This is a genomic window from Metabacillus bambusae (genome assembly GCF_017497975.1).
In the GTDB taxonomy this organism is placed as follows: Bacteria; Bacillota; Bacilli; order Bacillales; family Bacillaceae; genus Metabacillus; species Metabacillus bambusae.
In genome coordinates, this window is sequence record NZ_JAGDEL010000004.1 from 349851 (window position 1) to 371719 (window position 21869).

The 21869-nt window shown below is 37.4% G+C and carries 16 protein-coding genes; 7 read left to right on the forward strand and 9 right to left on the reverse strand.

What is annotated here, in order from left to right; genetic code table 11:
* Nucleotides 1–239: 239 nt before the first annotated feature.
* The 5 genes from addA to I7822_RS08435 form a co-directional block, all read right to left on the reverse strand.
* Nucleotides 240–3959: a helicase-exonuclease AddAB subunit AddA gene (gene addA / locus I7822_RS08415; RefSeq protein WP_207976887.1), complete on the reverse strand. Its 3720-nt coding sequence runs from the start codon at nucleotides 3957–3959 to the stop codon at nucleotides 240–242.
* Nucleotides 3952–7443 (reverse strand): helicase-exonuclease AddAB subunit AddB, encoded by a 3492-nt coding sequence (gene addB / locus I7822_RS08420; RefSeq protein WP_207976889.1) that lies wholly within the window; start codon nucleotides 7441–7443, stop codon nucleotides 3952–3954. Before addB ends, addA begins: the two co-directional genes overlap by 8 nt.
* A gap of 270 nt (nucleotides 7444–7713) precedes the next feature.
* Nucleotides 7714–8886 carry a thiolase family protein gene (locus I7822_RS08425; RefSeq protein ID WP_207976891.1) on the reverse strand — a complete coding sequence of 391 codons (1173 nt, stop codon included), beginning with the start codon at nucleotides 8884–8886 and terminating at the stop codon, nucleotides 7714–7716.
* 269 nt (nucleotides 8887–9155) lie between these two features.
* A complete protein-coding gene (gene lepB / locus I7822_RS08430) occupies nucleotides 9156–9662 on the reverse strand; it encodes a signal peptidase I (RefSeq protein ID WP_207976893.1) in 507 nt (168 codons plus the stop codon).
* Nucleotides 9663–9680: 18 nt separating this feature from the next.
* On the reverse strand, nucleotides 9681–10298 hold the full coding sequence (locus I7822_RS08435) for a TVP38/TMEM64 family protein (RefSeq protein ID WP_207976895.1): 618 nt from the start codon (nucleotides 10296–10298) through the stop codon (nucleotides 9681–9683).
* A 143-nt stretch (nucleotides 10299–10441) separates the two neighbouring features.
* Here I7822_RS08435 and I7822_RS08440 point away from each other — a divergent pair, with 143 nt between their 5' ends.
* The 4 genes from I7822_RS08440 to I7822_RS08455 all read left to right on the forward strand — a co-directional run bounded on the left by I7822_RS08440 (nucleotide 10442) and on the right by I7822_RS08455 (nucleotide 13755).
* A complete protein-coding gene (locus tag I7822_RS08440) occupies nucleotides 10442–10801 on the forward strand; it encodes a YhjD family protein (protein WP_207976897.1) in 360 nt (119 codons plus the stop codon).
* Between the two features lie 686 nt (nucleotides 10802–11487).
* Nucleotides 11488–12297 carry an amino acid ABC transporter substrate-binding protein gene (locus I7822_RS08445; RefSeq protein ID WP_207976898.1) on the forward strand — a complete coding sequence of 270 codons (810 nt, stop codon included), beginning with the start codon at nucleotides 11488–11490 and terminating at the stop codon, nucleotides 12295–12297.
* Between the two features lie 15 nt (nucleotides 12298–12312).
* Complete coding sequence (locus tag I7822_RS08450; protein ID WP_207976901.1) at nucleotides 12313–12996, forward strand: amino acid ABC transporter permease; 684 nt, start codon at nucleotides 12313–12315, stop codon at nucleotides 12994–12996.
* 12 nt (nucleotides 12997–13008) lie between these two features.
* Nucleotides 13009–13755 (forward strand): amino acid ABC transporter ATP-binding protein, encoded by a 747-nt coding sequence (locus I7822_RS08455; protein WP_207976903.1) that lies wholly within the window; start codon nucleotides 13009–13011, stop codon nucleotides 13753–13755.
* 226 nt (nucleotides 13756–13981) lie between these two features.
* Here the strand turns inward: I7822_RS08455 and I7822_RS08460 are convergent, their stop codons facing one another.
* Entirely contained in the window at nucleotides 13982–14560 is a 579-nt protein-coding gene (locus I7822_RS08460) for a competence protein ComK (RefSeq protein ID WP_207976905.1), read from the reverse strand.
* Nucleotides 14561–14960: 400 nt separating this feature from the next.
* Between I7822_RS08460 and I7822_RS08465 the strand changes: the two genes are divergently transcribed.
* The gene (locus tag I7822_RS08465; RefSeq protein ID WP_066336577.1) at nucleotides 14961–15194 is read left to right on the forward strand and encodes an IDEAL domain-containing protein; all 234 of its coding nucleotides are present in this window, start codon (nucleotides 14961–14963) and stop codon (nucleotides 15192–15194) included.
* Between the two features lie 202 nt (nucleotides 15195–15396).
* Nucleotides 15397–16005, forward strand: coding sequence for a general stress protein (locus I7822_RS08470; protein WP_207976907.1), 609 nt, complete (start codon nucleotides 15397–15399; stop codon nucleotides 16003–16005).
* Between the two features lie 193 nt (nucleotides 16006–16198).
* Here I7822_RS08470 and aceA read toward each other — a convergent pair whose 3' ends face one another.
* Both aceA and aceB read right to left on the reverse strand, forming a co-directional pair.
* Entirely contained in the window at nucleotides 16199–17479 is a 1281-nt protein-coding gene (gene aceA / locus I7822_RS08475; protein ID WP_207976909.1) for an isocitrate lyase, read from the reverse strand.
* 110 nt (nucleotides 17480–17589) lie between these two features.
* Nucleotides 17590–19179: a malate synthase A gene (aceB, locus tag I7822_RS08480; protein ID WP_207976911.1), complete on the reverse strand. Its 1590-nt coding sequence runs from the start codon at nucleotides 19177–19179 to the stop codon at nucleotides 17590–17592.
* A 274-nt stretch (nucleotides 19180–19453) separates the two neighbouring features.
* On the opposite strand from aceB, the gene I7822_RS08485 reads away from it, so the two are divergent.
* Nucleotides 19454–19906: a DUF2269 family protein gene (locus I7822_RS08485; RefSeq protein ID WP_207976913.1), complete on the forward strand. Its 453-nt coding sequence runs from the start codon at nucleotides 19454–19456 to the stop codon at nucleotides 19904–19906.
* Between the two features lie 165 nt (nucleotides 19907–20071).
* On the opposite strand, the gene I7822_RS08490 is transcribed toward I7822_RS08485, so the two are convergent.
* Nucleotides 20072–21343, reverse strand: a complete 1272-nt coding sequence (locus tag I7822_RS08490) for a M48 family metallopeptidase (protein WP_207976915.1) — start codon at nucleotides 21341–21343, stop codon at nucleotides 20072–20074.
* Nucleotides 21344–21869 lie beyond the last annotated feature (526 nt).

Sequence of the window (21869 nt, forward strand, 5' to 3'; positions counted from 1 at the left end):
GTTCAGCGACGTTGAACTGGAGCACTCCGTATGAGATAAAGGAAACACGAAGAGCGATAGCGATTCGATGTTGACTTATCGTAAGGAGGGGTGTGAAGTTCACTAGTTGCTAGGCGCTGGAGCTAGACAGCAAAACTAAGTAAAAACTTTTATACTTTCTTACATTACAGGAATAGGACACTTCAAAATAGAAGGCTTTTATTGCCTTCTATTTTATCTAATCTTCCTAATAACCTTTTTTACATCTCGATTACATATCCGCCATCAAAGAAAAATAAATACTTTTCAGTAAGAGGTCGGTGGATAATGTCTTCAATTGCTTTTGTATATAAATCAATTTGAACACGGTACCGTTCTCTTAACACATGTTCTGCCTCAGCAATACCGTTAGGAAAGCGACCTTCGATTGTATCTGTCTTATAATCCATAAGTACAATACCTTCCTCATCCTCAAATAAGCAATCAATCACACCTTGTACTAAGACAGGCTCTTTTTCCATATCATCATACAGCTGCTCTGCTTCGAGCGCGTAACTAAATGGTACTTCCCGATAGACTTTTTTAGCACGAAGGAGTCTTGCTCCAATAGGGGATGAGAAAAACTCAACAATTTGAGCAATATTTATAACCTCAGCTAATTCAGTTGAAAGAACTTCTTTACTAACTAGCTCTTGAACTTTATCTATCACATCATCTTTCCTAATCGGCTCACTAAGCTTCAAATGCTGCATGACTGTGTGCATCGCTGTTCCGCGTTCCGCTGCTGAAATTGACTTGCTTTGCATAAAGCTCGGTCGATTATATAAAAGTCCTTGCGATGCTTGTTTCCTAATCAGCTGCTGATCACTATATTCATCTTGAATTTCTCTTTGTCTTTTTAATTCGGATACTGATTGCTTTGATCGATTTCGTGTGGCAGATTTGTAAGGATAGACCCATGCTAATTGATCATTCACCTGTTGTTTTTGTTCACTTTCAATTGCTACTGTTTCACCTTCACTTATTGCCGCTAGAATATCATGATTGAACTCCTGCTCAGCCTTAAAGGTTTCTTGAAGCTCCTCACTTTTCACGGCTTCAATTGTCCATTTTGAAGGATGCTTTGTGATTCCCTCACTTAAAGACATTTGCCCATCACTAAGGATTACACAATCCTGATGACGAATTAATGCAGGTCCGATCCAGTCTAAGTAGGTTTTCGCTTTCGCACGTTCAAAGTCTGGCAATAACCAATCTGAATGAGAGAGGTGATTTCGCCAATTAGCAATCGATTTATCAGGATCCTTCAACGTTCCAAGTAAATAAAGCTTCTCTTTTGCCCTCGTCAAAGCAACATATAGCACACGCATTTCTTCTGCCAGAAGTTCCATTCGCATTTTCTTTTTCAAGGCAATATAAGGCAATGTTGGATAGCTTACACGCAATTTAGGATTGATCAATTTTGTGCCAAATCCTAGTTCCTTATCAAGCAAGTATTTTTTATTAAGATCCATCATATTAAACTGCTTGGAGAGCCCTGCAATAAAGACGATAGGGAACTCTAGACCTTTACTGCTATGAATGGTCATTAACCTGACAACATCCTCCTGCTCACCAAGGGCACGAGCTGCACCAAGGTCATCACCGCGCTCTTGCATTCGTTCAATGAAGCGTAAAAATCTGAATAAGCCTCTAAAGGATGTTGCTTCATATTGACGTGCACGATCATATAGCGCACGTAAATTTGCTTGACGCTGTTTACCACCAGGCATTCCACCAACAAAATCAAAAAACTTTGTATCACGATATAGCTGCCATATTAAGTCTGATACAGATCCTTGTCTCGCTTGCTCACGCCAGCCTTGTAAAAGCTCTACAAACGAGCTTAGTTTAATGAAAAGGTTTTGGTTCTCTATTGAACCTTTTGCTAATAATGCTTTTACCGCATCAAAATACGTTCCTTTTTTATCAAAAGTACGTATGTGTGCTAGCTCGTTTGCATCTAAACCAACAACTGGAGATCGCAACACTGATGCTAATGGAATGTCCTGGAATGGATTATCAATTACTTTTAAAGCCGATAGCATAATCGCTACCTCTGTCGCTTCAAAATAACCGTTTGAAAGATTCGCATAAACAGGAATTCCCGCCTGTTTAAACTCTTCCATGATTTGCGGTGCCCATGGCATCGAGCGAAGGAGAATCACAATGTCGCGATATGTGACAGCACGAGTACCATCGATACTACGATCATAAATTTGGAACTGCTGATCGATAAGTGACTTTATTTTTTTCGCCATAAGTCTTGCTTCGAGCTGAACAGTTTCTAGTTCTTGTTCGTCAAAAATTCCTGTTTCTTCATCTTGTTCAGCCTCTTCACCATTACCTCGTTCAATTAATAACAGCTCTGTTTTCATAAGCTCACTTTCAGGATATGTTGCGCCTAGTTTTAACTCGGCATCATGATCGTAAACAATCTCTCCAACCTTCTCACCCATGATTTGTTTAAATAAATAGTTTGTTCCATCAAGTACTTCTGTTCTGCTTCGAAAGTTTTTCGATAAATCAATACGCATCCCTGTTTGTTCTGCTGTTTGTGTAAATCGCTTGTACTTGCTTAAAAATAAAAACGGCTCAGCTAGGCGGAAGCGATAGATTGATTGTTTTACATCGCCAACCATAAATAAATTCCCTGTTGCTTCTTCATCCTTTGTTACTAGTTTTAAAATCGATTCTTGAACAAGATTTGTATCCTGATACTCGTCGACTAATACTTCAACAAACTGTTGTTTATAGAATAATGCAGCTTCACTTGGCCCATTTTCTTCGGTTTGTAAAATTTGTAGGCAATAATGCTCTAAATCTGCAAAATCTACAATCCCTTTTTCTTTTTTCATGCCTTCATAAAGGTCTGCGAATTGTTTCACAAGAGAAACAAGCTTTGTGACAACCGGCTTTAATTGATCAAAGTCTTGCAAGTAATTTTTAAGTGTTCGTGAAAACATTTCATCGCGTAGCTGCTCGATTTGTTTCTTCGCAGCATTTCGTAACGATGTCACTTGATCTGTTAAGACTTTATCATATTGATCACCTTTAACCGTTTTTGCTCGAGATAATTTAAACGTCTTAATTTGCTCACTAAGCTCATCCCATGAATTTTTTAATCTCAACAACTCGGAAACTTGCTTTAAATCATCAACTAGGTTTTCTGCACGAGGTGCTGGACCTGCCGGACGCTTTGTTAGCTCCATTGCTTGCTCAAGCTGATCCATTGCACCTAATAGCTGCATTTCAATATCCTGCAGCAAATATTGAACAAAGGGTAATGACTCAATATCCTCTGCATCATCAAGATCATACATAGATGTGAGCTGATCTAGCCACAAACTTGGTGTCGGATGCGATCTTGAAAAAAAGTAAAGCTCACGAATTAATGTTTGTAACTCAATATCATTTCGATCAGATGTATAACGATCAACAAGGTCAAAAAACTCTCCATTGTCCTCACGGCTATACTCCTCCTCGAACATCTCATCAAGCACTTCATCAATCAGTAATTGGCCTTCAGTTTGATCAGCTATTCGAAAACTTGGATCAATATTGATTAAATAATAATACTTCCTTACTACCTGCAAACAGAAGGAATGCAACGTCGAGATCGATGCCTTGTTTAATAACGTTAGCTGTCTACGTAAATGGAGCGAGGATGGATTTTCCTTTAATGCTTTTTCTAAAGCTTCTCCGATACGGCTTCTCATTTCAGCTGCAGACGCATTTGTAAACGTCACAACGAGTAAAGAATCGACATCTACGGGATTTTCTTTTGAAAGTATTTTTCTAATGATCCGCTCAACTAAAACAGCCGTTTTCCCAGAACCCGCAGCTGCAGCGACTAAAATGTCCTGTCCACTTGCAACAATCGCCTTCCATTGATCATCTGTCCATTGACTATTTTCAGGCTTTGAAATGATCTCACTCATCACCCCTTACCTCCTCTCTCATACGTTTTAACACATCTTCATTTTTTTCACTTTTTAAAACTCTGAAATTATTTTCTTGTAGTGATTCATCAAATTGGCAAACCGATTTATATTCACAGAACGTACATGGCATTTTGTCCTTTAGCTTATACGGATTAATTTCAATGATTCCGTCCGTGATATTCGTTCCTATTTTTTCAAATGAAGAGCGGACATGATTTCTTAACAAATCGAATTCATCTTCACTAGCTACGCTCGAATTTGCCCGGAAACCACCTTCTTTTTTCAATCCTGCTGCGATAATGTTTGATGTACTTCCTTCACTTAGACTGTTGTCCATTAATCGGACTGCTTCCTCGTCACCAAGCAATAATCCCTTCATTTTAAACTTTTTAAAAATCTCATCATCAAGCTTGTCCTCTGACAACATTGTATTTGCCTGAATCATCGGATCATGTACATGGAAGTATAAAACACCAGCCGGGGTCGCTTTTACTCCAAGCCACATACTTGAATTAGAAATAATGACGTCTAAATAAGTAAGCATTTGTAGGGCTAATCCGTAATATACTTCAGTTAGTTGAACATTTTTATCGCTAGATTTATAGTCAACGATACGTAGCAGGACACCGTTTGATCCTGTTGCTTTGTCCACTCGGTCAATCCTACCAGCTACCTCCATCGTACAGCCATTTGGAAGAGTGAACCGAATTGGTGGGAGCTCGCCACCCTTCCCAAATCCAAGCTCTAAGGCTATAGGTGTAAAACCACTAGCCTTTGCGTGTTCACTTAAAATTGCTGAAGCACGAGCAAGGATTTTTTGCAGCTTATGTTTAATATAATGAAAACGATTTGAACTAAGCAGGATCTCTCTTTGCAAGCGTGGAGCTAGACTATCAACTGCATCATTTGACAACCGCTCACATTGATCCTTCGTTAGCTCCTTCCAGTCTAGGTTTAACTGCTGTAATCGATCAGATATTAGCTTTAGCGCTGAGTGGAACATTTGCCCGATATCTGGTGCTTCTAGCTTGAAAAATTTTCTCTCCCTCAGCTTTAAACCGTGTGAGGCAAAGTGCGAGAATGCACAGCTATTAAATTGCTCCATTCGCGAAACACTTCCTTGAATATGCTCACCATATAGCTCACGGCTTACAGATGTTTCTAACTGCTCTGGCTTGTTTTGATAGGATAGACTGCTTAATACCCTTTTGGTTAGCAGTTGATTTTCCGATGTTATAAAGTGATTATAGGCATCCCACCAAATTGGATGAACTGGATACCCACGCTTCCATGATTGTAGCTGTGACGTAACATAGGATAAGGTCACATTCTTATTCACAATAAATGAAAGCTGCTCTTCTAAAGATAGCTGTTCAGGCTCATTTAAAAGTCGTTGTTTTTCAACCTCTGGAAACATCTCTTCAATCCGTTTAACAATAACAGAAGGAAGCAATGCTTTACCCTCTTCATCTGCCATTGGATAAGATAAATAAAGATGATCAGATGGACTAGACAACGCCATATAAATTGTGAAGTTCTCATCAAGAAGCTGCTGTCTCGCTGTTGGCGCAAGGTTTATGCCTTGAAAATGAAGTGCTTCCCGGTCATCCTCTGTTAAAATCCCTTCCTCTTTCGGTCTTGCCGGAATCACACCATCATTTACACCTACGATAAATGAGCACTTTACATGGAAGAATCTAGATTTTTCTAGATCAGCAATTAATACTTGATCAATTGCTGGTGGAACTAATGAAAACTTCATAGATTCAAGCCCTGTTTCAAGAATTTCAGCATACAGCTTTAAGGAAACATTTTCATCTGAAAGCATTTCAACAAATTCATCTAATAAGTTGATTACTGCCTGCCATACCTGATCATGCTCCCTCGCCTCTAATAAAAGGCCCTTTTCTTCAGCATTAGTGCGAAGACTCTCTATTTTTTCAGGAATTTGTAATTCTTCTAAATAAAGATACAAGCTTTGAGCAAGATCCCTTCCTGTTTTGCTACGTTTTAATCTTTTTTGTAAAGCTAGGATCGGCTTAACAACAATGGAACGAAGCTGGTTAAGCTTGTCCTCCATCTGCTTTTCTTCATCTGTCACAACAAAGTCATCGTCAAGTGAATAAAACCGACGATAGTGCCATTGTTCATCCTTTGTCCACTTAGAACCTTGGATACCATATGATAAACAATAGTTTTCTAATAAATCCATTTCCTCACGCATTACTTGCTTTTTTATCTCAAATGGAAATAGCAACTCTGTTTTTACTGCACGGAAAACCGCCTCATGACGCCAATTCCCATTAATGATCTCTAAAGTAGAACGAATGAATTCGACTAATGGATGGTTAAGCATAGATCGCTTTTGATCGATAAAAAACGGTATCTCATAATCACGAAATACTTGTTCAACCACATCACGATAATCGTTTGCGTTTCGGATAAGTAATGCTAGATCACGATAACGATAGCTTCCTTGTCTGACAAGTGTATGAATTTGCCGTGCAATCCCTTCTACCTCTGAACGACGATTTGCCGCTTGAAAGATTGTCAAGCTAGGATTTTTTTCATAAACACTAGTTGGTCTAGTATCATAAAATTTCTCTAAATGCTGGAGAGAGAGATTACTAGTAAATCGATGCTGTTCTCGCAATACGATTGGCTCGTCAACTTCTTTCCCTTCTTCTAAGGCAGCTTTTAGAATTTTATTATATGTTTTTCCAGTCATTTGAAATAAATGTAACTCATGAGGTAAATGCTCTTCATATGGCTTATCAGCTGTAAGGGCTATTTTCACATTTGCTGCATTCTTCATTAAAGCTGCAACAACCTCGTATTCCTGAGGTGTAAAGCTATGAAAGCCATCAATATAAATATCTGCTGATCGCAAATAGTCTGACTCCTGTACCTTTTCAGCAAGCAAGTGTAAATAATCCTCTGAGTCAACATATTGATTACTAAGTTCAATTTCTAACTGTTTATAAAGTAATGCCATATCATGTAGCTTGTCTGTTAATGACTTTTTATCTAATTCCGTTGTAGCACCAGCCAAGTATTCCTCTAGTTCTTGTGGTGATAAACAATATCGTTTAAATTCAGTTAGCATCGCTTCTAGTTGCTGGATAAATCCATTCTTATCACTTGCCTTCGTGAACACTTTAAATTCCTGCTTATATTGTTCAACTAGCTTTCGTAACATCATCTGAATGCCTGTGCTTGAAAGATGATGACGAGTCATCCCACCTGTTTCCTGGAGAATTCTCCATGCTAACCGACTAAAACTAAACGTTTGCGCACGGATCATTCCACCTAAGTTTGGTGTTTTTATTAATTCATACTCTGCCCCAAACGTCATTTGATCTGGAACAAGGTAAATGATTGGACGTCCGATTGGTTCCTCAAATAGCTTATCTCTTATTTCGTTTAAGATGGCTTCAGTTTTCCCGCTCCCTGAACGCCCTAGAATAAATTGAATACTCACGTTTATTCCCCACTAACGTTTTTATATTTAAAAAAGAAATACCACAACTAAAATAGTGTGGTAACAATGTCTGTTTTATTTCTACATCTCTATTTATATTTTACTTTACTTTTAAGCGAAATTCTATTTATAGGACATGCCAAGTTTTGTATGGTGGAATATGAGTGTGTGGATTCTTCACACTCTATTACACTATCCTTATCAATATACAAGAACATCAAAGAGGCTGACGCAAAAATCAATGTCAGCCACAATTTTATAAAATAGCTATTATTCCCTTTCTATAAACAACGCAACCCCAATTCCTCCACCAACACATAGGGATGCAAGACCTTTTTGAGCTTCTCTACGCTTCATTTCATGTAAAAGACTTACAACAATTCGGGAACCAGTACATCCAATTGGATGCCCTAGACTGATCCCACTACCATTTACATTGACCTTTTCACGGTCTAAATTTAATTGCTTTTCTACCGCTAAGTACTGTGCTGCAAAGGCTTCATTAATCTCAATCACATCCAAATCTTTTACCGTCCAATTTAACGACTCTAATCCCTTTTGAATCGCAGGAACAGGACCAATCCCCATAACTTTTGGATCGACTCCAGCAACTGAATAATGCGAAATCTTCGCTAAAATAGGCAGTCCTCTATTTTCAGCCTCTTCTCTTGCCATTAACACAAGCGCTGCTGCGCCGTCATTTAGAGATGAGGAATTTCCTGCTGTAACGGTTCCATTCTCTTTAAAAATAGCAGGTAATGCTGCAAGCTTTTCACTTGTTACCTGTCTAGGACCTTCATCTTTAGAAACAATTACCTCTCCCTTTCTTGCTCTTACTGTAATCGGGAGAATTTCTTCAGTAAAGCTTCCATTATTAATCGCAGCTAACGCACGATTTTGACTTGTTAAAGCAAGTTCATCTTGCTCTTCTCTCGATATTGTAAATTCCTCTGCAACATTTTCCGCTGTTTCACCCATCATAATATGATGGATTGGATCCTCTAAAATCTCCCATACACTATCAGTCACCTGTCCATGCTGAAGACGAGAACCAAAGCGGTGCTGCTTAAGTAAATAAGGACTTGAACTCATTGCTTCCACTCCACCCGCGATTACGATATTGGAGTGGCCAGTTTGAATTTGCATTGCCGCAGATATGATCGCTTGTAGCCCTGATGCACATTGTCTTTGGATGGTGTAACCTGTTGTTTTGTCAGGAAAATCCGCTAAAAGCGCTGACGTACGTGCAGTATTTGGTTCATCTGTTCGTTGAATACAATGACCTAGAATAACTTCCTCTACCTCTTGCTTTTTTAGCTTACTTCTTTTAACAACCTCATCTAATACAGGAACTACTAATTGAGAAGGCAACAACTCCTTGAAAGCGCCACCAAATGTACCAATAGGTGTTCTTACTGCAGCCGTTATGACAACCTCACGCATTTCCCATCCCCCTTATTAAACTCAAAAAATAGTAACTATTAGTGATAAAAGCTCATAATTTCATTATAGTATAATTTTTTGAAATTATTGCAACAAGTAGCTTTATTTTGGGGACTTATCTTCGATTTTTGAAATTTATCTTCGATTTTTCAATTTTATCAACTATTAGACACAAATCGACAAAAAGACCACTCAAAAAATGCTAACCCCAAAAAATAGAGCGAAAACTTCTCCAAATTCCAGAAGTTAACCCTATTGTGAGTTAGCACCTATTTTCGATCTCCGACTGTCCCGATCACATTATCCATTTCCACTAAACCAAAATGGCGACTATCTCGACTTTGAAGTCGATTATCTCCAATTACAAACATATACCCTTTAGGAATTCTTGTTTTATCTGTAATTTCTTCAAGCGTAAAGTTTCCTGTTTGCTTTGTTACTTCAGGATTCTCTTTCGTTGGTAAAAACGGCTCATTAACAGCCTTTCCATTTACATAAAGCTGATCGTCCTTGTAATGAAGTTCATCACCAGGTAAGCCAATCACTCTTTTCACATAAACTTTTTCACTATTAGGTGGATGAAAAACAACAACATCAAACCGATCTAGTGAATTAAAATAAATTCCCAACTTATTTATTGAAAGCAACCTTCCTTCCTCATACGTCGGTTGCATTGAAACTCCCTCTACTTTATATTCCACAAAGATAAGGTTCTTTAATACGATAGCCATTAAACAAATTCCAACTGTTGTAAAAGCTATTCCTCGCTTTTTCATGATAACCCCCTACAACAATTAGTCGCCTCTTTTTTTTACTGTCATCGATACATTTAAGCGCCTTTCGACTCTTTTACCGATAAACCATAATAAAAAGATGACAATCGCTACAATAATGGATCTTGTTGGCTGTGTGATAAGTGCATGTAAATCCTGACCGATAAAACTAACCACAAAAATCATGACAAACTTACCAGACAAAACAGCTAAAATAAATTGCCAATGGCTTATTCGTGAAAGCCCTGCTACTACATTAATTGCAGCAGAGGGCGTAAATGGAAAACACAAAATGAGAAATAACGGGCTAAAACCTCTCCGTTCAATCCAAGTTAACAATTTTTTTATCGCTTTTTTCTCTTGTAAGCGTCTAAAAAATCTCCACTCACCAAGCTTTCTCATCATAATAAATACTATAATAGCACCAGAACAAGCCCCAATCCAAGATAAAAAAAATCCCATCCAAAGTCCAAACGAATTAACGTTTGCCACAATGAATACAACGAGCGGTAAAAACGGAAAAAATGCCTCTAACATTGGTAATAATATTGCAAAAAACGGACCGAACGACCGATACGTTTCAAATAGCTCCATTAATTGTTTTAAAGAAAAAAAATCCTGTAGTGTCTCCGGGCTCATATTATACTCCTCTAATAAATCCTTTGGTATCTATTTTACACATTTATGTCAAAACTTGAAAGATCAAGGTACACTTGCGAAGTTTATTTTAATCATGTATGATAATTACGAACAAATGTTCTGTTTGAGAGAGGGGCATTTCTGTGACCAGAATACCGAAAGACATTCGAGAAACGATAGAAAAATCCATCTATATCCCGATGGTTGTTTCGATCTTTAACCGTGACCTTACAGTTATCGAAAAAAGTCCGTTTAAACTACATCGTCCTTATTTAGCACTTGTTGAAGAATCACTAAAGCTCGCACAAAAAGATTTGGCTGTGGTTAGACAAGAGCTTCACAGACAAAATATAAAAGTACATGAAGTTGAACGAGATGAGGCTTTTACGCTTTATTCCTTCCTCTACAATGGCTATGAAGAAAAACATAACTATTTTAATCCAAGAATACGTAACAAAGTATGTGAACTAATAGAAATTTATTTATTTAAGCCACAAAAATAGCCCTACTTCATCCATTCCCATTTTATTGGGGATTTAAAAGGAGAAATCAACTATTTATAGAACAAAAGCGTAAGCGATTCGTTGTTGACTTAGTGTATATGTAGTGTGAAGTTCACTTCTGCTTTAGCGCTGGAGCTGAATATCAAAGTGTTGTCCACAGTACCAGATTATTTCTAATTTTCCCCAGGCGTAAATAAAGACACCTCACTAGGCATAGCAGCAGGTATCTCCCCATCTTCCTATGTCCAATCAAAAACTCTTATTATAAACCTAACCGCGTACCAAAGCAGGCGAAACGGAAATAAAATTACTTCAGGAAAGTAAAATAACGCCTCTGAGAAAAATCGACAAACGTATATCCATCTTCCTTCTTTCTTAGCTTTCTTTTCTTTTTATATTTTCCCCGCCGCTTACGGAAAGACATGCCTTGTCTCTCCTTTCATCCTTTATTTGTTTTTCTTGCATAATCTATTACATTCTACAAAAAATAATAAAGCATTCGCTAAATGGCCTAGCTCTAATTAAAATTAATACGTTTCACTCTCATATTATGTTTCATTATCTTATTTAGAAATTTATTAGCATTAATTGAAATCAACTTAATTGACATATTACCTAGAGTTGATTATTCTAAAAAAGTTATTTTAAAATTAATAAAACCTATAAATTTACTGGGGGTTTACTACATGAAAAAAACATTCATTGCATTTTTAACGATTTTATTTGTTCTCGCTTTATCCGCGTGTGGTGCTCAAAAGGATGAGAAAACCAATGAAGATACAAACAACAGCAGTTCACTTTATGATCAAATAAAGGAAAAAGGTGAAATTACGATTGGAACGGAAGGTACATATGCACCATTTACATTCCATGACAAATCAGATAAATTAACCGGTTTTGATATTGAAATCGCTGAAGAAGTATTCAAGCGACTTGAGATAAAACCTACCTTTATTGAAACAAAATGGGACGGAATGATTGCAGGTCTCGATGCTAAACGTTATGATCTTGTTGCTAATCAGGTAGCCATTCGTCCAGATAGATTAGAAAAATATGATATGTCTGAGCCATATATTGTATCAAAAGCAGTACTTGTTGTTCACGAAGAAAACAATGAGATCAAAAGCTTAGAAGATTTAAACGGAAAAAAAGTTGGACAATCTCTAGATAGCAACTATCGAAAAATTGCAGAAGAGCACGGTGCAACAAATACAGTTGTAGATGGCTTTAACCAAGCAATCGATCTAATTGTTTCAAAGCGTATTGATGGAACAATTAATGACAGCCTTTCTTATCTTGATTTAAAAAAACAACGTCCAGATCTTCCTATTAAAACAGTGTATGAGGAGCCAGAGGCAACTAGCAATGCTTTCCTTTTCCGCAAAGGTAGTGATGAATTAGTTGAGGCAGTCAATGGGGCACTTGCAGATATGAAAGAAGATGGTACGTACTTAAAAATTTCCGAAAAATGGTTCGGAACTGACGTATCTAAGTAAAGGAATTGATGTGTAATGTTTGCAGATGAACGATCAGAAAGAATTATAGGAATCCTTAGTGATTCCTTTTTTCCTATTTTAAAGGCCGGTTTATATTTTACAATTCCATTAACATTAATTGCATTTGTTTTAGGACTTATTCTGGCATTTCTAACCGCTCTTGCTCGTCTTTCAGGATTTAAGCCTCTAGTGGTTCTCGCAAAAATCTATGTATGGATTTTTAGGGGAACACCTTTGCTAGTTCAATTATTTATTTTGTTTTATGGATTGCCTAGTCTTGGATTGACACTGGATCCTTTTCCCGCTGCCGTCATCGGCTTTACTTTAAATAAAGGTGCTTATAGCTCTGAAATTATCCGAGCTGCTATTCTTTCAATTCAAAAAGGCCAATGGGAAGCAGCCTTCTCAATTGGAATGACAAAGTCACAAGCTATGAGAAGAGTCATCCTCCCTCAAGCTGTCCGGGTTAGCATACCACCGCTTGGGAATTCCTTTATTAGTCTTGTGAAGGATACATCACTTGCAGCAACAATTACTGTTACAGAGCTTTTTCAAAAAGGCCAGCAAATTGCAGCTGTCACGTATGAACCGTTATGGCTTTATATAGAAGTAGCCTTTATTTATTTAATGTTCAGTACGGTTCTCTCATATGCGCAATCAAAACTCGAACATCGCTATGATCGAACAGTCGCGAAATAATGGAGGTTTACTATGATTCATATCCAAAATCTTTTCAAAAAATTCAATGATTTAGAAGTGTTAAAAGGAATAGATCTGACAGTAGAAAAAGGTAACACAGCCGTAATTATCGGACCATCTGGCTCTGGAAAAACTACTTTTCTTCGGTGCTTAAACCTCCTTGAACTGCCTGATAAAGGCTCAATCACATTAGGAGATAAAGAAATCGAGTTTAACGAAAAGAAGCGACTTTCCGCTTCACAGATTACTTCTTTCAGAAAACAAACTGGCATGGTCTTTCAAAATTATAATCTCTTTCCGCATTTTACCGCTCTAGAAAATGTCATGGAGGGGCAAATCACAGTATTAAAAAGATCAAAGGACGAGGCTCGAAAAAAATCACTGCAACTTTTAGAGAAAGTCGGTCTCAAAGATCGATCTGACATGTATCCACACCAATTGTCGGGCGGACAGCAGCAACGTGTTGGTATTGCTAGAGCTATGGCAATGGATCCAAATGTGCTGCTTTTCGATGAACCTACATCAGCTCTCGACCCAGAGCTCGTTGGAGAAGTCCTTAAAGTAATGAAGGAGCTATCAGAAGAAGGCATGACGATGGTCGTTGTCACTCACGAAATGCAATTTGCAAGAGATGTAGCTGATCAAGTCATTTTTATGGACAATGGAGTGGTTGTCGAAAAGGGCACTCCCGATAAAGTGTTTGGTAACACAAAAAACCCGCGCACACTGCAATTTTTGAACAAAGTAAATGCTAGGTAAGAACAAAAGCGCAAGCGCCTTGAACAGCCTCGGGCAAATAAGACGCTTAAGAATAGAAGGTGTTCTTTACCTTCAATTCTTAAGTGGCTGTAGACCCAAGAGGGGCTAGGCGCTGGAGCTGGATGCCAAGAGCTTATCCACAGTACAAGAATTTTATAATTTCCTAGACGAGAACAAAAGCTATCCAACTGGATAGCTTTTGTTAAGAATAAATAATCATATAATCTCACCAAGAGAAACGATCCAATTCCCTAATCATCTGTTCATAAATGGCATTCTTCTCTTTTTCATCTTTTGGAATGAGTAGCATGTTTAATTTTCGTTGCTCTAATTCAATTCGTGATGATATCATTGTTCGAAGCTGTGCTGTACGATAGTATTGGTTTTTAAATGATCCAATAGACATTGCTAGATTGATTTGTTTATCATTTGAAAAGGTTACAATCGTATTATCATGTTCTGTTTTTGAACTACCTTTTATAAAATAATGTGAAAGCCATGCACATTGCGGCCTAGTTGAGGATGTCGTAGGGAAAAAGTAGATCGAATTTGCTGGGTCAATAACAATAGGTGATTTATGGGTAATTCCCATTAGGTTTTTTGTCCCATCCTTTCTTCCAGAGTAACTACTTCCGAAATATCGACAGCTTTGATCAATCACCTCCATTGGACGCTTTTGGACAACAAACTCTTCCTCATACTCAAGGATTCTAGTACACATCTTGTTTGAATCAGGTAAAATAGCCATTGTAAAACGATTGATAATGTAATCTTCTACAGTCTTTTTCGTTTCAATCATCATCATTCACCTCTCACTTTAATATTAGGTAATATATCCCATATCAAATCTAGCATGTACAAAAATGAATTTCTATAAATTTACAAAAAACACACAAAAAAAGTGACTTCCTTAACATTTCTGTAAAGAAGTCACTCTTCATTCATTTGTTCAGTTATAGTCTCAGACTCTAATTTTTCATTGTAGCTGTCAATTCCAACAAGAGGATTTAAAGCAGTTGGTGATAGCTCAAGGTCTTTATCTTTATTCATTTAGATCACACCCTTTTGTCATAGCTTATCCAACTTGTTGTATTTCATACTTACTAAAAATATTCCTGTTAAATTTTTTAAAAATTTTAACTATTCGGTTGATTTTCGGTTGTTAATTCCATACAATATAAAAAAGGCATCAGGGGTGATCTTAAATGAAAAATAAAAAGTCGTCTTACACTGAGATCATGAAGTCCCGTAACACAAAAAACGTTCCATCCGAGCATCCTGTATTAGACATGTATATCCAAATGGTTCTTGACGAGGCGTTGTTTAACAGGAAAAGAGATTTGCTAGAAGAACGTATTAATGATGCACTTGACACAAAGAACAAAACATTATTTATGACATTATCAAAAGAATACAAGGTTTTACGTTTGTTAGGATAAAGACTGCCAATTGGCGGTCTTTATTTTTTCATTTATTTAACTCTTTTCTTAAACATTAAAGCTACTTGCCTTTCGTTAACAAACGTGCAGAATTTTTCTACTTATAAATATTGAACAATTAAAATATTAGTTTATAGATCTGCACTTCGGGTACTTAGATAATAGAAACATCAATACGAATGAGATGAGGAGGAGTTAAAAAGTGGACAACCATAAGAAAAAGATTGTAGGTATTTATGATACAGAACAGAAAGCTATTTTAGCTGTAGAGGATCTTAAAAATCAAGGATATAACACCGATGACATCTCCGTCATCAGTAGAAATCGTGAAGATGTAGATTTTATCACAGAAGAAACCGGTACAAAAGCCGGCAAAGGGGCTGCTACAGGCGCTGCAGCTGGTGGTACACTCGGTGGGGTAACTGGATTATTAGCTGGAGTAGGGGCATTAGCTATCCCTGGCATTGGACCGATTATAGCAGCAGGACCCATTGTAGCTACCTTGACTGGTGCTGCAGCAGGTGCTGGAGTAGGTGGATTATCAGGAGCACTCATAGGAATGGGCATTCCAGAAGATGAAGCAATGAAATACGATGAATCCGTTAGAGACGGTAAAATCTTAGTTCTTGTTGATAAGAAAGATGACTTCATTGAAAGAGAGCAAAACATTCCTCCAGAGATGGATACAACACCAATTGAAGGTAGTAGCATACGTGAAAATGACTACAATAATTATAAGGATCGAGATCCTTCTTTAACCAATAACAATCATAAAGTGAATACCGGGACCAATGCTAACAGGAACTGGTGATTAGCACCGACAAAATTGGTCATATTTTTGGCATGTAGATTGTAAAGGCAGCTTAATTTATTATATGACATGAGTCCTTAATTTTTAGGGACTCATGCTACATATTAATAATTACTTCGAAGTTAATATATCCAAAATAAACAAATAGAAGCTTGGATTGCAGTCTATCCAAGCTTCTATTTGTTGAATACTATTAAGCCCCGGTGAATTGCTCCGCCTCAGTAGACCCTTTCAAAGCAGTAGTCGAGGATGTTCCCCCAGAGATTGTTTGCGCCACTTCATCAAAATACCCGGTACCAACCTCACGTTGATGTCTAGTTGCCGTGTATCCATTAACCTCACTTGCAAATTCGCGTTGTTGCAGCTCAGAATAGGCTGCCATACCATGGTCGCGGTAACCACGTGCAAGCTCAAACATACTGTGATTAAGTGCATGAAATCCAGCAAGTGTAACAAATTGGAACTTATAGCCCATTTTAGCAATTTCCTTTTGGAACTTAGCAATTGTTTTATCGTCTAGTTTCTTCTTCCAGTTAAATGATGGTGAGCAGTTATAGGCTAATAATTTTCCAGGGAATCTTTCATGAATTGCATCTGCAAATTTTTGCGCTTGCTCAAGATTTGGTTCTGATGTTTCACACCAAATTAAATCAGCATATGGTGCATAGGATAGTCCTCTACTAATCGCTTGGTCAATGCCTGCTTTTGTACGGAAGAATCCTTCTACTGTTCGTTCACCTGTTAAAAATTCATGATCAGCAGGATCAACATCACTTGTAATCAAATCAGCTGCATCAGCATCTGTACGCGCAATAATGATCGTTGGTGTTCCCATTACATCTGCTGCTAAACGTGCTGAGATAAGATTTTTTACAGCTGTTTGTGTTGGTAATAAAACCTTCCCACCTAGGTGGCCACATTTTTTCTCAGAGGATAATTGATCCTCAAAATGAACTCCCGACGCTCCTGATTCAATCATTGATTTCATAAGTTCGAATACATTTAACTGCCCACCAAAGCCTGCTTCTGCATCTGCAATAATCGGTGCAAACCAATCAATATTCCCCTCACCTTCGAGATGTTGAATTTGATCTGCTCGTTGAAGCGCTTGATTAATTCGTTTAACAACATTTGGAACACTGTTTGCAGGGTATAAGCTTTGGTCAGGGTACATATTGCCTGAAAGGTTTGCATCTGCAGCCACCTGCCAACCACTTAAGTAAATGGCCTTTAAGCCAGCTTTAATTTGTTGCACAGCTTGATTTCCTGTTAACGCACCTAGTGCATGGATGTAATCCTCTGTTTGAAGACTGTTCCAAAGCTTTTCAGCCCCTCTTCGTGCTAACGTATATTCGATATCGATCGAACCCCTTAATCGAATTACCTCTTCTGCACGATATGGACGAGTAATCCCTTCCCAACGCTTATCTAGCTCCCAGCTTTCCTGTAATGCTTTAATTCTTTGACCGTTCATTTCCCATTCCCCCATGTTTACAATTTTTTAATATACTTTATCAATGTGAAAAGTCGGATATTAGAATTGATCGAACCTAAGAAAAACCACTCCCATTATTCCCAAAATAGTTAAAGCTTTTCATAGCTAGGAATTGTTAAGAAATCAATAAATTCATCACGCTTTACTAACTCATCAAATACATCAATTGCCTTTTCAAAATTCCCCTTATGAAAGGCTACTTCACCAATTGCTTCACGAATATTTCTAACCTCTTCCTCTCTCATTTGGTCATAAAGTCCAAATGTGAGCTTGCGACCATCCTCCAGTATGCCACGCGGATGGCGAATCCATTGCCATATCTGTGCTCTTGATATTTCCGCTGTTGCAGCATCCTCCATTAAGTTATGGATTGGTGCAGCACCCCGGCCACTTAGCCATGATGCAAGATACCGGATGCCAACATCGATATTTGTTCTTACTCCTGCCTCTGTAATTGTCCCGTCTGGTACTTCTAATAAATCTTCAGCTGTAACTTCAACATCTTCCCGTTTGCGATAAAGTTGATTCGGTGTTTTCATATGCTCATCAAATACATCCATTGCCACCTGTATAAGTGCGGGATGTGCAACCCATGTACCGTCATGACCATCTGTTGCTTCTCTTTCTTTATCAGCACGCACCTTCTCATATGCTCGTTCATTTGCTTCAAGATTGTTTTTGACAGGAATTTGCGCAGCCATTCCTCCCATTGCATGAGCATTTCGCTTGTGACAAGTTTTGATTGCAAGCAATGAATAGGACCTCATAAACCCAACAGTCATCGTAACCTGTGCTCGATCAGGTAGAATGACAGATTCACAGTTTCTAAGCTTCTTTAAATAACTGAAAATATAATCCCAACGCCCACAGTTTAAGCCTGCAGAATGCTCTTTTAGTTCATATAAAATTTCATCCATTTCAAATGCCGCCATTATTGTTTCAATTAGAACAGTTGCTTTAACCGTACCTTGTGGAATGTTTAATTCGTCTTGTGCAAAGCAAAATACCTCATTCCAAAGCCTTGCTTCAAGATGACTTTCCATCTTAGGTAAATAAAAGTAAGGTCCGCTTCCTCGTTTAATTAGCTCCTTGGCATTGTGAAAAAAGAATAATCCAAAGTCTACTAAACTGGCAGACAACCTTTGTCCATCTAGCTCAATATGTTTTTCTTCAAGATGCCAGCCTCTTGGTCTTACCTTTAAGGTAGCAATTTCTTCATTTAGCCGATACGCTTTACCACTTTCATTTTGATAGGAAATCGTTCTATGAACAGCATCTCGTAGGTTAACTTGACCATTCATTATGTTGTACCAGCTTGGTGATGTCGCATCCTCGAAATCAGCCATGAATACTTTTGCGCCTGAGTTTAGTGCATTGATTACCATTTTTCGATCAACTGGGCCAGTGATTTCAACACGACGATCTTGAAGATCTTCAGGAATTGGCGCTACTGTCCAATCTCCATTACGTATGTGTTCTGTTTCAGGTAAAAAACCAGGTAACTTACCTGAATCGATCTCCTGCTGTCTTTCCAGCCTTTTCTGCAACAATTCTTGCCTACGGGTGCCAAAATTTCTTTCAAGCTTTTCAATAAATCGCAACGCTTCTGGTGTTAACACTTGCTGAAATTCTTGATTCATTTCCCCAACAATTTTACAACCTGTCATTTGTGTTGCCATGTTTGAAAGAACACCTCACATTTTATTGTTATAATACAGTTTGTTATAACTAAAACTAATATATAACAGATCGATAAAAAATGGAACAATTTTCTTTGAAAAATTTCTAAAAAAGTTTTGACAAGCTTTTTACAATGGTTGTAGACAGCCCCTATGAGTCATAAGCAAACATACTATAAAAATCAAAAATTATAGATTTTCCTAATAAAAGGGGTTACCTTAGCTTCGCAACTTCTGTTACTATTAACTCATAATTTTATAGGAGGAAAGCATTATGAACATTTATGGTTTTATTGTACTAATACATATCATTTCAGCAGTATGTGGACTAGGCGCAGCATTTGCATTGCCAGTCTTAATGAAAAAGCCTGAAACAGTAACCCAAGCAAAATTCGCTTTCACAGTAAACTCGGGAATCGAAAAGATCGTAAAGGTTGGCAGTATTACTCTTTTAGTTACAGGTCTAATTTTGGGCGCACTGAACCCAAGTCTATTTACCCAAGTATGGTATATTGTTTCCATTGTTATATTCTTAATGGTTCAACCTGTAGTTGCTATCATTCTTCCAAAGAAACTCGCTGAACTAGAGAAAGTATTAAATAGTCTTAATGGAGAGCAATTGCCAGATTCATATTTTCAGATTAGTAAGCAAATGGCTCCTTACAATGGTTTTACTCATTTAGCTGCTATCGTCTTGATCATATTAATGGTGCTAAAGCCTTTTTGATCCAGAACAAAAGTGCAAGCTCCTTGAACAGCCTCGGGCAAATAAGACGCAAAAAGGACCCTGCGAATTCAATGCAGGGTCCTTTTTAAAACATGAATACTAATAATGTGATGACTTGAGATAAAAATATTTACTTGCAGTTCCTCACGTATCTTACTAAAACGTTTATTCACTACCCGATTCTTTTTCCCCATGCTCCTCCAAGTAAAGAATTCGCTCAAACATTGTAGGATGAGTATAGCGGAATATCTTTACTAAAGCAGGTGGATTTACCTCACTTAACCCAGCTTTTGATAACTCTTGGAACGAGCTTATTGCCGCATCATGGTTATTTGTCATTTCTATTGCATACATATCAGCAGACTTTTCCTGATAGCGTGCAACAGTATTTGCTAATGGACTAGAAGCAAATGTCAGCACCCCTAGCAGGATTAAAAATAACGGAAATGCAGTTAACTCTCTAATTGAATTAATTTTCAGCAAAGACCCATAATGCTTAATCATGAATTTCATTAAAAGATGAATGATGAATAATCCAAATAGGCTTAAGAATAAATAGCCTGCGATCCCGACATAAATATGATTCATCACGTAATGTCCCATTTCATGGGCCATGATAAACAAAATTTCATCTTCACTCAGTCTATTTAACGTAGTATCCCAAAGAACAATTCTAGAATTTGATCCTATTCCGGTTACATATGCATTTAGTGCATTTGTCTTTTCAGACATATTCACTTCATATACGTGTTCAGCAGGTATATCTGCCTCATTAGCGATTGCTAAAATTTTTTCTTCCAATTCCTTGTTTTGTAAAGGATAAAAATCATTATATAAAGGGTCAATCAAAACAGGTTGAACAAACATTAAAAACATTGAAAATGGGATCGACAGTAACCATGCGTACAGCCACCATCTTTTTTCAAACCTTTTAATCAGCCAAAACAGGACAATGACTATTACTGTCATTAAAGCATAATTCACCCAAAAATCAATTATTTGATCTTTCATCCATGCAGAAAATGTTTGTGTTGTGATGTTATACGTTTTCGAAATTCGAAAACCTAGCCACTCTACTGGAAAAGATAGGACAGATACAAATACCGATAGCCAAAAAAAGTAGACAGCTGATTGTAAGCTAAAAAACCTTGACGTCACATTAGACCATTCTTGCATTTTTCGTGAAATCCCTGTGATAAGAATGACAAATAGTAAAAACCATTCAAACGGTACTGTCACAAAATAAAGGAAATTTTTTATTGTTGAATATTCCTGTGATAACAGCAACTCCCTACCCGACATAAAAGTGGATGGATCTGCAGATGAGCCCTCATATGGAGCAGGAACACCTGTCCCAGAAAAAAAGAATAAATACCAATAGACAAATAAACCATATAGAAAATATAGAAAAATCGATCCTGTTAACCATTTCCTCAACTAGCCATCCCTCCTTGAACAAGCTCTTACTTCTAGTGTAGTTTCAAGCCCTTTTAAATAGAACTTGAAAAGGAAAGGCTTTTCATAACACCATTAAATAGACTCACACTGTTTAATTCTATCATCTACAACATACTATATAAAACAAGCGTACCAATTGCTCCCATTACAACGACAATATCATTTGCTCCAGTAAATGCAATTAAGATTGCGGCGATAACTCCGATTATGTTGTAAATATGATTTCAATAACACCAGTTCCAACAGCTATTAAGCTTAATGAAATATATTGAGCATATTATGTATAGCTTATACGTTTAAAAGTCTTTCAATTAAAAAAGCTAGAGGAATTTGAACTGACCCATCTAAATGAGACTTAGAAAAAACACCTAAGCTACTTGTTCTCCAAACTCTATTGGAGACTGGTAGTTTAATTTTGCCTGAATTCGTATTTGATTATAATAATACATGTATTGATTTACGATTTGCACTACTTTAGAATTAGATATAGATGCTCTTCTTAGAG